The sequence below is a fragment of the Lacrimispora brassicae genome (assembly GCF_054772055.1).
Window position 1 is genome coordinate 74,942 of sequence record NZ_BRYH01000026.1, and the last position, 15,081, is coordinate 90,022.

At 43.6% G+C, this 15,081-nt stretch carries 13 protein-coding genes and 1 pseudogene; 2 read left to right on the plus strand and 12 right to left on the minus strand.

Annotated elements, in window-relative coordinates; all coding sequences use genetic code 11:
• Positions 1 to 4: 4 nt before the first annotated feature.
• The 4 genes and pseudogenes from ACYVD3_RS13545 to recQ form a co-directional block, all read right to left on the minus strand.
• On the minus strand, positions 5 to 3,040 hold the full coding sequence (locus ACYVD3_RS13545; RefSeq protein WP_460643058.1) for an AAA domain-containing protein: 3,036 nt from the start codon (positions 3,038 to 3,040) through the stop codon (positions 5 to 7).
• Between the two features lie 135 nt (positions 3,041 to 3,175).
• Positions 3,176 to 3,325 (minus strand): annotated as a pseudogene (locus tag ACYVD3_RS13550) (HRDC domain-containing protein); the annotation flags it as partial.
• A gap of 881 nt (positions 3,326 to 4,206) precedes the next feature.
• A complete protein-coding gene (locus ACYVD3_RS13555) occupies positions 4,207 to 5,109 on the minus strand; it encodes a GGDEF domain-containing response regulator (protein WP_460643059.1) in 903 nt (300 codons plus the stop codon).
• Between the two features lie 315 nt (positions 5,110 to 5,424).
• Positions 5,425 to 7,284, minus strand: coding sequence for a DNA helicase RecQ (recQ, locus tag ACYVD3_RS13560; protein ID WP_460643060.1), 1,860 nt, complete (start codon positions 7,282 to 7,284; stop codon positions 5,425 to 5,427).
• 365 nt (positions 7,285 to 7,649) lie between these two features.
• Here recQ and ACYVD3_RS13565 point away from each other — a divergent pair, with 365 nt between their 5' ends.
• Entirely contained in the window at positions 7,650 to 8,537 is an 888-nt protein-coding gene (locus ACYVD3_RS13565; protein ID WP_460643061.1) for a DMT family transporter, read from the plus strand.
• A 79-nt stretch (positions 8,538 to 8,616) separates the two neighbouring features.
• Here the strand turns inward: ACYVD3_RS13565 and ACYVD3_RS13570 are convergent, their stop codons facing one another.
• A complete protein-coding gene (locus ACYVD3_RS13570; RefSeq protein WP_460643062.1) occupies positions 8,617 to 9,132 on the minus strand; it encodes a ClbS/DfsB family four-helix bundle protein in 516 nt (171 codons plus the stop codon).
• 329 nt (positions 9,133 to 9,461) lie between these two features.
• On the minus strand, positions 9,462 to 9,935 hold the full coding sequence (locus ACYVD3_RS13575; RefSeq protein ID WP_460643063.1) for a MarR family transcriptional regulator: 474 nt from the start codon (positions 9,933 to 9,935) through the stop codon (positions 9,462 to 9,464).
• A gap of 265 nt (positions 9,936 to 10,200) precedes the next feature.
• Between ACYVD3_RS13575 and ACYVD3_RS13580 the strand changes: the two genes are divergently transcribed.
• On the plus strand, positions 10,201 to 10,791 hold the full coding sequence (locus ACYVD3_RS13580) for a methyltransferase family protein (protein WP_460643064.1): 591 nt from the start codon (positions 10,201 to 10,203) through the stop codon (positions 10,789 to 10,791).
• Here the strand turns inward: ACYVD3_RS13580 and ACYVD3_RS13585 are convergent.
• The 6 genes from ACYVD3_RS13585 to ACYVD3_RS13610 form a co-directional block, all read right to left on the minus strand.
• Positions 10,702 to 11,007 (minus strand): MgtC/SapB family protein, encoded by a 306-nt coding sequence (locus ACYVD3_RS13585; protein ID WP_460643065.1) that lies wholly within the window; start codon positions 11,005 to 11,007, stop codon positions 10,702 to 10,704. The two genes, ACYVD3_RS13580 and ACYVD3_RS13585, sit on opposite strands and share 90 nt — an antisense overlap.
• Positions 10,947 to 11,108 carry a hypothetical protein gene (locus tag ACYVD3_RS13590; RefSeq protein WP_460643122.1) on the minus strand — a complete coding sequence of 54 codons (162 nt, stop codon included), beginning with the start codon at positions 11,106 to 11,108 and terminating at the stop codon, positions 10,947 to 10,949. The genes ACYVD3_RS13585 and ACYVD3_RS13590 overlap by 61 nt, the downstream gene beginning before the upstream one ends.
• A complete protein-coding gene (locus tag ACYVD3_RS13595) occupies positions 11,095 to 11,787 on the minus strand; it encodes an MBL fold metallo-hydrolase (RefSeq protein WP_460643066.1) in 693 nt (230 codons plus the stop codon). Before ACYVD3_RS13595 ends, ACYVD3_RS13590 begins: the two co-directional genes overlap by 14 nt.
• A 12-nt stretch (positions 11,788 to 11,799) precedes the next feature.
• Complete coding sequence (locus tag ACYVD3_RS13600; RefSeq protein ID WP_460643067.1) at positions 11,800 to 12,615, minus strand: carbohydrate ABC transporter permease; 816 nt, start codon at positions 12,613 to 12,615, stop codon at positions 11,800 to 11,802.
• Between the two features lie 13 nt (positions 12,616 to 12,628).
• Positions 12,629 to 13,525 (minus strand): carbohydrate ABC transporter permease, encoded by an 897-nt coding sequence (locus tag ACYVD3_RS13605; RefSeq protein ID WP_460643068.1) that lies wholly within the window; start codon positions 13,523 to 13,525, stop codon positions 12,629 to 12,631.
• 63 nt (positions 13,526 to 13,588) lie between these two features.
• Positions 13,589 to 14,977 (minus strand): ABC transporter substrate-binding protein, encoded by a 1,389-nt coding sequence (locus tag ACYVD3_RS13610; RefSeq protein WP_460643118.1) that lies wholly within the window; start codon positions 14,975 to 14,977, stop codon positions 13,589 to 13,591.
• Positions 14,978 to 15,081 lie beyond the last annotated feature (104 nt).

Here is a 15,081-nt window from a genome sequence, read left to right on the forward strand (position 1 = left end):
TTTTTTATCTTAAATGTTTAAAATACTCTTCCAGCACATGTTTTATATAATAATACCGCCTTGCATAAGAGTTCTCCACCCGGATCAGCTCAAATCCGTGTTCCCGGCATATGGCTTCTTTCCTTTTATCCCGTTTTTTCACGGACTCGTCTGCCAGATGTTCCTTTCCATCCAGTTCAATGGCCAGCACCGGGATCTCTCTGTCACCAAATTCCTTTTCGTACAGGACAAAATCAAACCGGCCGTTATAAAACAGGCCGTCTCCCGTGGTATTTTCTTCAAATACCTGGGATATGGCTACTTCCTTTTTTACGGAGCACTTCCTGTTATCATTTAATATGTTTTCAAGGGCATGATTTAAGCTGGTCAAAAAGGCCCTTTCCGTTTCCGTGCTGTAAGGCTTTACGCCCAGAGCCCTGGAATGGACCTCATCGGGAGTGACTTCACAGTTTCCCTTTGCCTTTACGTATTCCACCAGCTCATATACATCATCCTTTTCCTCTTCCCGGTGAAGCCTGTCTAAGTTTTTTCTGTCTGAAATAATCACAAGCTGTTCCCTTGCCCTTGAGGTGGCCACATTGATCAGCTCCCGGTTGTTTTTAAGCCACTCATAGGTCTTTTCTGTCGTCTGGTCCGTTAGAGCCAGGGAAAACAGGATAATATCCTTTTCATCACCCTGAAAGGCATGGACCGTTCCGCAGCTTACGTCATGGATCCCATTTTCAGCCAGCATTTCGCTGATACATTCTTTTTGATTGGTAAAGGGCGTTATGATACCGATTTTCCGGTCAGGAAAGGCTTTTACATATTCTACGATAGTTTCCGCCTCCTTAGGCGCCGTATTCTTGTAATCCGTCCGGTTGTCCCGGACATCCATAAAGACCAGAGGATTTTCCGACTGGACCCTGCTGTCTATATTCAGCCGGTTGTTATAATATTTCATGTTATTGAACTGAATGATCTGTTTGCTGCAGCGGTAATGATGACGAAGCAGGATCTCGTCGCTGACGGAATCATTGGCAAGAAATGCCTTGTATATGGAATTTTTGCAGTAATCATATTCATCAGGAACCATATACCGCTTCTTTAAGATGTCATTGTCCTTTTTATCCAGAAGAATCACCGGGTTTAGCTGCTGGGGATCGCCTACCAGCATTAAATTCTCCCCCCGGATAATGGGAACCAGGGAAAGGGCCGTGTTGCACTGGCTGGCTTCATCCATTACCACCAGATCAAAATACGGCTCCGGATGCCCGATCTTGTGGGATGAAATGCAGGTAGAAGCCACCACGGGAAAGATGCGGAGAAATTTCCTTACATTTTCAGGATTTCCCAGATATTCATTAAAGGCTTTCACCTGATCCGCCTTGTCCTTCATCTCCACAATATTCCAAAGGTCTTCGTTCTTAGGCTCTCCAAGGCGTTTTAAATATTTCACAGAAGTGAAATAAAGATATTTTTTAAACTCCTCTTCCTCATCGTCAAGAAGAGCCAGAGCCTGTTCCTCGGTCACCTCTCCGATTTTTGCCAGCCTTTCCTTCACCCGTTCCAACTGGCGTCCCTGAAGATCTGTCTGAAAGGTCAAATGTTTATTGGCAGCCATCATACATTCAATGGCTTCCTTTTGTTCCCTTAAAGCCAGAATCTCCTCATGCCTTTTAAGAAGAGTGGTCAACTGCTTCATGCGTTTTGCCTTATCGTCCCTGTTCTTTTCCAGAGTGTTTTCAAAGACCTTCCATTTCTTTACCTGCTCATAAAGCTCTTTCATATAAGAAAGGGCCTCAGATACCCTTTCATCGCTGCCCAGACGGATGACAGGAAAAGGGATGAGGCCGCTTCCTTTGTAGGAAATGGACCGGAGGTCCTTTACCACAGTATCAATGGGATGATTATTATAGGAAGTGAGAAGCACCGTTTTTTCATTAAAAAATGCCGTCACAATGGTATTAACAATAGAGTAAGATTTCCCGGTCCCGGGAGGGCCCTGGACATAGGTCACCGGATATTTCACGGCATTATGGATGGCAAGAAGCTGGTCTAGGTTAGCCCGGCGCTGCAGTAAGGTAATGGGATAATCCTTTCTTCTGTCTGCCTTGGCGGTGAGGTTTCCAAAAAAGGCCCTGACCGGATAGGTTGCCCGGTCCTCCTCAAACATGGTGAGTATGCCGCCGTATTCGTAGTTTAAATCCACCTTCACCTCAGATTCCAGGGCAATGAGATAGGGCCTGTCATCCACTCCTCCCGCAGCATGGCTGCTGCTTATGATCCGGTCTTTTATAAGCTCCTGGTTTTTTTCAAAATCCTCCAGAAGCTCATATTCGGAAGGATCCAGAAACTTGCGGATGCTCTGGCATTCTCCGCCGACGGTAAATTCCCTGCATATGGTGATCTCTTTTGCCGGTTTCAGCACACGCCGCTTTACATCCAGAAAAAGCCGTTTGTATGCTAAAACATACAGGGCCTCCCGCTGCCGCCCTTTCCCCTTAACCACAATGCTTAAGACATTCATGGAAAGCTGGCGCAGCTTCCAGTTTTTCCTGCTTCCTGTTCCCGCCGCCTCTTCCTGGAAACGATTCACAATCTCTTTAAACTGCTGGTCACTTAAGAGATACTCCCCCTGGGTCAGACATTCCCCATCTAAATGATGAATGAGAGCATAATCACTTTGATAAGGTCTTGTGTCCAGACGACTGCAATCCGTCAAATAATCCAGTATCTTTAAATTCACAGAGGAGGCAAAGAGATTCCGGTACTTTTCAGGATTTTCACTGATATCCCGGACAAGGAACGGATTTCCCTCATAATAGGAACCGTCCACCACAGAAGAAGATAAGATGGAGTCCACATAAATATACGGAAATTTATCCACTGTAAACAAGGAAAGATGAAATCCCTCCACCTCCAGGGTCTTGTTCTTTGGGTCAATGCCGTGAACGGCAATCCAGTATTTGGTTATCTCATCCTTTTTATTTCTATATTCAATGCTTAGCCACTTACTTTCATGGACTGCTCTGAAAATGTTTCTGGCCGTCTGCTCCATAAAAATTCATCCTTTGCTCATTGTGCCTGTGATCCGTTTTTTTAATCATACCATAATTCTAAAGCCCTGAACAGGGAGCGACAAGAGGTTATTGCAGCAGACAGGAGCGGTCCATTTGGAAAATAGAAGAAACAATTACAGGAAAACCTCCAAAAAACTTTTCCCATACTTCTCAAATTTAAATTCTCCGTCTCCGGATACTGACAGCGCCTCTTCCTTTGTCTTTGGTCTTCTTACGGATATATGTACCAGAGTTTTGTCAAAAAATACGATATAGGGCGACACCTAAGCCATATAATATTTTCTAAAAATGGTATGGGATTTTTTTGAATTACGATTTCGGCAGTTTCCGACAAATGGGCATAGTTAGACTGGTATTGATTTGTGACCGGATTATAATGTGCGCTGTAATTACTTTTTCTTTTGTCTTCCATGGTGTCATTTCCTTTCCCATGCAGGTAATCTGAGGATCGGTGACAAAAATGTTTTATATTTTTAAATAACTCCACTCAATATTAGTACGTTTCAGGTACGATTAAATCAAAGAAAAAGTATCAGGGTGGTTTTTGCTTTATACTAATGGCTGATCAAATAAATGAATGTCAGTAGCGCTAACAAAAATAGTCCGAACTGCATCAAGTCACTAAAACTGAATTTGTTCTTTATAAGCACCACCCCCATTTTATGTAGAATGAAGGTCAAGCTACCCTGTAACACGTTTGTTCCATGTATATATTCTATCACTACCCTTACATTGTATCAACTATCCGTTCATAAGTTCTATAATTTCATATAACGCAAACTTATGTTGTGTTTTTTCAATATGTGCTATTCTATTTACGTCAAATACTCTATTCGTGGATTGAAAGACATTTTATGAAATTTGTGACTCTGTTTTAAAAAGGCAGTTGCTTGCAAAAACAAGCAGCCGCCTTTCTCATTTACCTACATTTTTTCAATCTCCGTTTACTAATCCGCTTTTAACCTCAATTTCAAATTCTACGCCTTTGTCCTTCCATCATTTAAGCGTAATTCCTTCACACAGGCTAAAATCAGCTCTCCATACGCCATCATCTCCAGGTCCCCTGAACGTGAGAATATCAATGAGGTCTTCACAAACCTCTTTTGCTGCACAACCGTATTACTTTACAGCCTGGTTTAAACAGTTAAAACCGCACCCGGTTTCTGCCTTCTTTTTTAGCCTGATACAGAAGACGGTCAGCGTTTTCAAGAAAGCTTTCCAGTTGTTCGTATTGATATGGAATCGTGCAGATTGCACTAATGCTGGAAGTTATCCTTGTAATTTCATTAGAATTACTCCTGAGCACTTCCAAAGCCTCGATTCTTGAACGTATTTTCTCTGCAATTAATAATAATTCTTCCTGACTGGTTTCCGGTATGAGAACAGCAAATTCTTCTCCGCCCCAACGGCAGGGTAAGTCAGTAGAACGGTTTAAAGTCTTTTTCAAAACCCCTGCCACAGCTTTTAGCATGGTATCTCCCTGCCTGTGGCCATATGTATCATTGTAATTTTTAAAGTTATCCAAATCCAGCAGCAGCAACCCGATGGTAGTCTTTTTCCGTAATGCCCGCTGCCATTCATATTCCATATGATAATCAAACTTACGGCGGTTCGCAAGGTCGGTCAATGCGTCGTAAAAACTAAGTTTTTCGATAGTGAGCATTTGTTCTACGATTTTAATATGAATTTTTACACGCGCATTCACTAAAACTTTGTTAAAAGGTTTCCGTACATAGTCCACCGCACCTAAATGCAGTGCTTTCTCCTCAGCCACATCGCTATCCAACCCTGTGATAACGATAATGGGAATGTTCTGAGTGGATTGGTCTTCTTTCAGTTTCTTTAGGATATCGAACCCGTTTGTATCCGGTAGTATGATATCAAGCAAAATTAGATGAGGCCGAAATCGCTTGACAATTTGCAGTGCTTCTTTGCCAGTCGAGACAACGTTGACGTTATATGTATCTTGTAAGGCATCCACCAACATCTTCTGGCCTATTTTTCCATCCTCGACAATGAGTATTTTATATACAGTTTTACCTTCCATTATAATCCTCCTGTGTTATGGTCGAACAAAATGGCCAGAAACAGCCAATGTGCGAATGCTCATAAAAATACTGGCGGCTGCTATTTGAATGCCGTCCATTTAGTCATGTACATTGGCAGAACTTATGTTTTACAATTTTACCCTGTGGCATTTATATTGTCAAGATAAGCTTATCCTTATTACGCCTCTTTTCGCAGGAATTACGTAAAATGTTCGCTCTGCCGCCTTAATGATCAGACGTTCTTTTATCTGTCTTGGTTTTCGTGGACCATTTCTATTTATCCAGCCAGCCTGACCGGCAAGCTTTCAACCATCTCAAAAACCACCACTCGATTCCTTCACACAGACTAAAAACCGCTCCCCGTACTTCTCGTACTTAAATTCCCCCACCCCGGATACTGACAGCATTTCTTCTTTTGTCTTCGGCTTCACCATACACATATGCACCAATGTCTTATCCGAGAAAACAATATAAGGCGGCACCTTTTCCTCTTTGGCAATCTCCATACGAAGTGCCCGCAAAGCCTCAAACAGCTCTTCCTCTTTTTCGGAAAGACTAGCACTGGATGCCGCTGACATTTTGCTTTTCTTTGATTTCTTCTCTTCCTTTATTTTCGCCGTATGCTCCTGTTCTTTTGCCATTTTCATGACAATTGACTCGCCATCCCCTAAAACTGCCTTTGACTTTTCGGTTAGTTTTACAATCGCATACTCGTCATTTGTGACTGACAGGAATTCATTCAGCATCAAATAATTTATGACCTGCCTAAGCTTGTAAGCAGGCACCTTTGCCAACGCTCCATAATAAGCATTCTGATCCATCCGGTAGTTCCGAATTTTCGCAGTATTAGCTCCATGAACTGTATCAATAATCACATTCACACCATACCGCTGACGGCAAGATTCCACACAGCCTGTCAGTCCCTTTGCAATATCCGTCACATCCACTGTCTCGAACTGGCTTAAACAGTTAGAACAATTCCCGCAGTAATTCTCCCCATACTCCCCAAAATACCGAAGGATGTAATCCCTGAGACACTCATTGGTAAAGGAATAAAAGGTCATCTTCCTAAGCCGCTCACGGTCCCGTTCCATAACCATTTGGTGGGTAAGAGAATCCAGCTCCTGATTGTCCTGGTTGTTGTCGATAAACATCTGATTGGTCACCACGTCCTGGCCGCTGTACAGGAGAATGCATTCTCCCGGTTCCCCGTCCCTGGCGCACCGGCCTACCTCCTGATAGTAAGATTCCAGATTCTTAGGCATGTTGTAATGGATGACAAACCGCACATTGGATTTATCGATCCCCATGCCAAAGGCATTGGTTGCCACCATGATCTGGCTTCTGTCGTAGATAAAATCATCCTGGTTCTTCCGCCGTTCTTCATCCCTTAGCCCTGCATGGTACCTGGTGGCCGAAAATCCTTCCTGATTTAACCGGTCACATACCTCTTCCACCAGCTTCCTTGTCAGACAGTAAATGATCCCGCACTGATCGGGATGGCACTCCACATAGTTCTTTAAGGTGGCATACTTATCCTTGGGAGACTGGACACCCAGATAGAGATTGGGCCTGTCATATCCCGTAGACACCACAGAAGGCTCCCGGAGCATAAGGATATCGATCACATCATCCCTGACCTCTTTTGTAGCGGTTGCTGTAAAAGCACTGATAACCGGACGCTTGGGCAGCCTGTCAATAAAATCTACGATTTTTAAATAGCTGGGCCTGAAATCCTGTCCCCACTGGGATACACAATGAGCCTCATCCACGGCTACCATGGAAATGTTTGTGTGCAACGCAAAATCCAGAAATTCATCCGTTACAAGACGCTCCGGTGCTACATAAATAATGGGATACCGCCCTTCCCGCGCATAGGCCAGGGCCTTATAATACTGACTTGCAGTCAAAGAACTGTTAAGATATGCGGCATGAATGCCTGCCTGATTGAGAGTTGTTACCTGATCCTTCATAAGGGAAATCAGAGGGGAGATGACCAGTGTGATCCCTTCCATCATAAGGGCCGGAATCTGGAAACACAGGGACTTTCCCGAACCGGTGGGCATGATTCCAAGGGCATCCCTTCCAGCCAAAATACTGTCAATTAGTATTTCCTGCCCTTCCCGAAAACTGTCGTAACCGAAATAATGCTTTAATACTTGAATTTTATCCATATAACGTTTGTTTCTGCTCCTTATCCTTTGTTTTTTCCATTATACCATTTTTACTGGAAATATGCCACTGGCTTTCTTTTATTGGGTGCAGTTTTTAGTCTTTTTTTATAAATCCCGAAAATTGCAGTTGAGAACTGATTCCCGGTTCCGGTCCCGGATTGGAATCGGCCTTATGATTGCATTGACCAGAAAAGCTGATTTCCGGTATGGTAAGGCTCAGTCATCTGTATATTGTATTTTTATAACGGTTTTTAAAACTTGCCGGAAATGCGAAATAGCGCTGGCTTTTCCCAAACGATCATAATATAATTACTTATGCATTCCATTGCATCATGTATTTTATCATTACAACTAGGAGAATAACTTTGAAAACTAATATTGGATTGTACCTGGCTTTGTTTTTTGGCGTCTTTTCCCTTTCCACTTCCGCAATTTTCGTGCGCTTGGCAAATGCCCCATCCGCCATAACCGCATTTTTTCGGTTATTTTTTGCTTCATTGATCCTTTTGCCATTTTTACTTGCCAGTAAGCAAAATAAGCGTCAATTGCTGTCTCTATCGAAAAAGCAATGGGCACTTGGGATTTTGTCAGGACTGCTTTTATCCGCCCATTATATGCTGTGGTTTGAATCCCTGAGACATACGTCGGTGGCAAGCTCAACCGTTATTGTAACATTGCAGCCCCTTTTCTCCATTGCCATCGGATACATTTTTCTAAAAGAACGGTTCCATAAGCTGGCAATCGGAGGATGCCTGATGGCCATTGCCGGCTGTTTTATGATAGGATGGGGAGATTTTCAAATAAGCTCCCAGGCCCTGTTTGGGGATCTGTTGGCATTCTTGGCGGCAGGTATTATCAGCGTCTACTTTTTTATCGGCCAGGCAATAAGAAAGGAATTATCCGCGGTTCCATATTCCGTCATAAGCTATTTAAGCAGTTCCGTTTTCCTGGGAGGCTATGCCATGATAGAGCGCAGCTCATTTACCGGCTACTCCGCTGCCACCTGGATGGCCTTTGGGGGATTAGCGCTTATTTCAACTGTTTTTGGACAATTTATTTTTAATTGGCTGTTAAAGTGGATTCCTGCAACAGTTATATCCATGAGCATTTTAGGGGAAACCATAGGCACATGTATTCTGGCCTATTTTATTTTAAATGAAGCACTTTCCCTTCAACAGGGGCTGGGGATAACAACGATTTTGTTAGGATTGATGCTCTTTTTCCTCAGCCCGGCAATACATAGGGATCGGTGACAGATTGTATCAATTATGAAATGAAGTATAATGGAAGAAGTAAATTTAAATTGCAGCCGAATATATGGACATCAGCTTTTCAGCCGCAGTTTAGCTTCTTCCATTTTCTGATTTTACTTCTAAAGGACTTAAAGGGCGCGACCGTATTGATGTGGATCCATTTCCAGACCGGCCAGTTGGAAGGGGTTGAAGCCGCCCACCTTCTGCCTCCGGGCTGAAAAATCTCGGCATCAATGTAACCTTCCGTCAAATCCACGATCTTCTCCACCGTTTCCTCAAACATGCCGCATAATTCCTGTAAACTGCATTTTTCGTATTGCCTGTAAAAGTTCTCATACAATCCGCCCAGATTGTTCCACTTATAATCAGGATGAGGGGTGATAACTGTATTTCCCTGCTGCTCCTGCTCCTCCCATTGAAGAAGGAGGTTAAGCCACCCTAATTGATAGGCCACCATCTGTGCAGGCGTTCTGTCCACGCCGTCAATTGATTTGTCCTTGTCAGCTTCCCGGACGAGGGAAAATTCATCAATGAACAGCTTCGCCCGATTTGAGATTTCATCTATCAATTCCTGCTTATCTTTATATTCCGTCATATGACACCTTCCTTTCCTATTCTTATCTTCTATTACTGCCGGCCGGTGATCATGCCTGTATAAGCCCACGGAAAATCAGTAGGGCTGATTTTCTTCCTTTATTTATGGGTTTTTCAGATGACCGCAGCCTTTAGCAAATCAGTACTGGACAGCAAAAGGAGGATTTCCGCCATAAAGGTATCATGGAATCCATAAAAATCAGGAAAATCACCGTGAAAAACAGAGTAGCTGATAAATGCATATATCTCCACCCTGACGAATTTGCAAGGTCCTGATTGCCCCCTGGTCTCTCACTTGGCCGCCTGTGGTTTCATTTTCATTATTCAAATTTATTCCGACTTCATATCTATGTCCAGTTTCTTTATTTCTTCATCCAAATGCCTGCTATACTTTTCCACAAAGCGAAGCATACTGTCAAATTGTTCCTCGGTTACCTGCTCAAATATGGCTTTATCCCGCTCTTGAAACTCTTTGTGCAATTCCTCATGGAGGTTATAAACTCTTTGCCCTTGTTCCGTAAGCCGGAAATAGATTTCCTTCTTATTATCTGGTTTCTGATAGCTTTCAATGATCCCCTTTTTTATGAGCTTTTTTGCCATCTTGCTTATGGCGCCCCTGGTCATATAAAAGGACTCCGCAAGTTTTGTCACGTTGGAATCTGCATTTCTTCCAATGTGTTCGATGTAATGTACCTCGGAAGACTTAAAACCTTTAAGGCTGTTTTCCATCTTAATCTTATTAAGCCAAGACATTTTATTAACTAGTTCCCTGAAACCCATTATGACCTGTTCTTCTTTGTTCATGACCAGTCCTCCCACCTATTGATGCATTAATAACATTATAATGATTTTTTGTTTCTATTACAACAATATTAAAATAATTATTTCAGGAATTGAGCCATGCATGAAAAAAGTGAACTGAAAGCATGAATGCCCTGACTCACATACACCCAAACCCAGGCCGTGACTCTGGAAATAGTATCCGCCTACATCAATCAATTTTATTTTAATGTTCATTTCTACATTTCCATGATATACTTTGAAATATTACATATAAGGCGGTGATAGAATGATTTTTCAGATCAGCATATTTGCGTTAATAACCTGTTTTTACATTGGGTATTTTATGAAACAGATCCTTCTTCGAAAAAAAGGCATTCATACAAACCGGCTGGCAAAGGGCCGCAAGCCTCCTAAAACGGCTGCAATAGAAACGGCTCTCCTTGCAGCTACCTACGGCATTGCAGTCATTCAGTACGCAAGCGTTTTCTTTTCCCGTTTCATGCTTACTCTTTCATTCCCTGCAACTGTGCGGTGGGCAGGAATCGCGGTCACGGGAGGCGGAGTCATTTTCTTTGTGCTGGCTATTACCTCCATGGGGGCTAGCTGGCGCGCAGGTGTGGACGAAACCCAAAAGACTGCCATTGTCACAAGGGGGATTTACAAAGTCAGCAGGAATCCGGCTTTTGCAGGCTTTGATATGCTGTATATTGGTTCTGTGCTTGCCCTGCCAAACGCCATCCTTCTCGTTGCGGCGGTCATTGGCATCCTGCTGCTGCATTTTCAGATTTTAGAGGAAGAAAAATACTTGCCTCGTGCCTTTGGGGATGAGTATTTGCGGTACAGGAGCAGAACGCCCCGGTATTTTCTGTTTTTCTAACCTTTCCTTGAAGCAATGAAACCGGTCAAAAGGATTCATTAATAACTGGGAGATGCAACTGCTTCTATATACATCCCTGCGCCCCAGCCTTGAGGGATCTGAACCTCCAAAAGTTTGTGAAGTATACTGGTTGGTCATCATTACTGCTGCCGATCTCATACATACCAGCATATACGTCCGAAATCCGGCCGGCTGCTTCCAAACTTCTCTCTCCATTCCCAGAATGCGCCTATGATCAGGGCCAGGCCTATACGCAACGTAATTGTGACCGCATTCAGTTCCTGAAAATCACCTGCGTTCAGCCTACGAGTCACCATCCACACTCACTACAGAAAATCCTTTTCCTTCCAACAGTTCTTTGCAGTCAGAATCCAAATGCATGCAAAACACTCTTTTTCTCATCTCACGAGGAATACATGCCTCCAGTTTACTATAATGGCAGTGGGTCGGGTGATCGGAATCATGAGTGCTTGTATCATGATAAATGGTTTTGATTTCTCCCTTTAAAAAATCCTCCAATAAGCTTGGGGGCAATTGAGAGGAATCCCCGCTGTAAAAAACTTTTTCCCCATGTACTTCTATGATATAGCCAAAGCACTCCATATTGTCCACATGCTCTACAGGAATGGCATCAAATTTTACACTGCCACCATCATAGGCCTCTTGATAACGGTAATATTCCCTTCTGATCCCCATGAGGCTTAACAGCTCAACAATGGTGTGTTTGGGATAAATAACGGTAACCTGCTTTTTATTTACCATGCAATAATTATAAGAAACCAAAGAAGCCAGGCTGCCCACGTGATCCGCGTGAAGGTGTGTAATCACAATGTAAATTTCCCTGTATTGTTCAAAATCAACCAATGGAAGCAATGCCTCAAATACGCTTTCTCCGCAATCAATTAAATAGAGGTCATTGTTTAATTCAAAATATGCACTGGTATTTTTATATTGAGGACAAAACGCCGATCCACTGCCCAAAAAATGTAATTCCATCGTCCTCTCCTCCTACTCCTTGATGCCTGCGCTGACAAAGCTGCTCATAAACTGCCTCTGCAGGATGAAAAAGGCTATTAATAACGGCAGTATGATAATTAATGTGGCTGCGCAGACATTTGCCCACTGCATATTTGCCTCCTTGGACTTTGCAAAAATAGCCAGCCCCACCGTCAGGGTGCGGTTTGCAGGAGAATTTGTCACGATCAGCGGCCACAAATAGTTGTTCCAATGATAACTGACCGAAATGACCGCAAATGACATGTATGCCGGCTTTGCGCATGGCATATATACCTGCCAGATGGTCTGCCAGATATTTGCACCGTCAATTCTTGCCGCTTCAGATAAGGCCCTGGGTATTGTCTTAAAGTGCTGCCTTAAAAGGAAGATTGCCAGAGCACTTCCATAGAACGGCAGCATGATGCCCAGCTTTGTGTCCGTAAGTCCCAGCTCCGACAAGGTCATAAAGTTAGGCGTAATAAGTACATCATTAGGTATAATGATCTGCATGAAAATCACTGCCATCACCAGATACTGCCCTTTAAACTCCATGACCCCAAGAGCATATCCGGCCAGGGTGGATGTAACAAACTGAATACAAAATGTTACTGCAACAAGGATGAGCGTATTTAAATAATACCTGCCAAAGGGTATGGCATTCCACACATACTTAATATTGCCCAATGTAAACCTGGTATTGGGAAAGAAAGTCATTTTAAATGTAGGTTCCGTCAAAGCTGTACACACAAGCCAGAACAGAGGAGTCAGCCACGCGGCTGCCAGCAGCACGGATCCTATGGATATTAATAGTTTTTTCAAGTTCTTCATAACCTTCTCCCCTCTAATTATAATGAATCTTCTTATCCTGGCTTATAAATCTCGGCAGTGACACAATTAGCAGCAATACAAGCATGATAACCGTCAGTGCGGAAGACACACCATAATTAAAATTGGTAAAGCCCTGCTGGTAAATGTAGTAAAGAAGAAGTGTGCTGGCATTGTTTGGGGCTCCTTCTGTCATGATCACAACATGATCCACAAGCTTAAAGCTATTGGTAAATGCGATGGTCGATACGAATAGAAATGTAGGCGCCAGCAATGGCAGGGTGATCTTTTTAAAGATTTTAAAACTTCCTGCCCCGTCGATCTTTGCAGCCTCCATGACCTCCGCTGATATGCTCTGGATCCCGGACAGGAAAAATACCATTAAATATCCGGCCTCCTTCCATACGTACATCACCGCCATGGCAGGCAGCACCGTACTCTTCTTAGACAGGATATTCATGGGCCGAACCCCCATGCTTATGAGCATCTGATCGAACAATCCGTTCTTTGCCATATAGATGAACATCCAGACACTGGCTATGGCTATCATAGGCATTACAACCGGATAAAAGAAGGAGGTTCTTACAAAACCCATTGTCCGGCTCCTTCTATTCACCAGAACAGCAAGGCCCAATCCCACGGCCATGCTGGGCAATACAGTAATCAGCGCAAAAAAGACCGTATTTCCCATTACCTTCCAAAACAGCTTTGATGAAAACAGTTTTCCATAGTTTTCCAGCCCAATAAGCTCCGGTGCCGCCATTCCCATCTTGTATTTCATAAGGCTTAAATACAGGCTCCTGAATACAGGATACACTGTAAAAACCAGCATGAACGCCAATGCCGGCGCAGCAAGCATCCACGCCGTGAAATTATGATTAAATTCCTTTCTCTTTTTTAAATCACGATTCATCGATCCATCCCCCTTCTTTAAAGAAAGGGGTTTGCAAGCTGCAATCCCCTTCCGGTTTCTATATTATTGAAAATCTGCCAAGACTTCCTCCGCTTCCTCCTGGGCCTGATCGAGAGCTTCCTGTGCCGTCATATCTCCCACTACTGCCGCCTGGATGTTATCATTTAAAATTCTCCATATTTCTGCTGCATTATATGTAGTCAGCTCCGGTTTCGCATATGGAAGCTGCTCATAAGCGATGGAGGCCTGAGGAACCTTTGCGTAATAATCCTTAATCAGATCCGTATCATAGCAAGACTGTCTTGTAGCTACGTAACCCGTATCCAGACTCCACTGGGCAGCCCTTTCCGTAGAAGCAGCAAACTTGATGAATTTCCACGCTGCATCCCCACGCTCTTTTGAAATGCCGTTTGAGATATAGAAATTTCCGCCGCCTGTGGGAGCCGCATCCCGTGTATGTCCCGGCAGGAATGCCGTACCAAACTCAAACTTGGCGTTGCCGTTGATATTGGCCATATTTCCGGTGGTATGATAGATCATAGCCACTTCCCCTGCCAGGAACTGTGTGGGCAGATCAGTCCACTGTACAATCCCTTCCGCCATGCATTTGTACTTATTCTGCAGATCCAGCCAATACTGAAGGGCCTCTACATTTTCAGGGGTATTAAAGTAAACGGTTTTGCCATCCTCACTCATAAGGTTTTTGCCGTCGGTACTGTTCTGTAACGCAAAGCCTGTAAACGTCCACTGGGCAGAACCGGAGTTCAAAGCAATGCCCACGCCATAATGGTCGCTGTTTGTCAGTTTCACCCCATAATCCGCCAACTCTTCCCAGGTTTTCGGCGGCTTCTCCGGATCAAGTCCGGCTTCCTTGAACAAATCTTTGTTATAATAGAGGATCTCCGTACTTCTCTGGAAGGGAATGGAATAAATCGCTCCATCCACATAGGAGTCTTCCATAAAACCGGACAGAAAATCTGCAATGAATGCTTTTCCTTCTTCTCCGTCTGCTGCAATAAATTCATCCAGCGGCATGGCCATACCTGTAGACGCCATGGTAAATCTCTGAGTCGCCAGACTAACAAACACATCCGGCGGAGTTCCTCCCTGTACGGCCGTCTGGATTTTCGTAACAGTGTCATCATAATTTCCTGTATAAACCGGTTCAACAACAATATTGGGATTTTCCAAGTTAAAGTCCGTGCAGATCTTCTCAATAAGCTGTGCTGCCGATCCGCCTACGTTGACCGGATAGTAGAAGGTCAGGTGCAATGCCTCCCCCGCAGCTCCCTGGGTCTCTGTTTTTGCAGAATCTGTATCCGCCAAAGCTGATTCAGCCTTTGTTTCTGCTTGCTCTGCCTTTGCTGCACCCGTTGAATTGCCTCCGCAGCCAGCCAATACACCTGCTGCTGCCATGACCATTGCCAATGTGGTTGCAGATAAATGCTTCATTTTTTTCAAAACAACCCCTCCTTAAATTCAACAATCGATGGTTACATGGATAGTCTATCACTACAATTGAAACGTGTCAATATTATTTTTATATATTTTATACA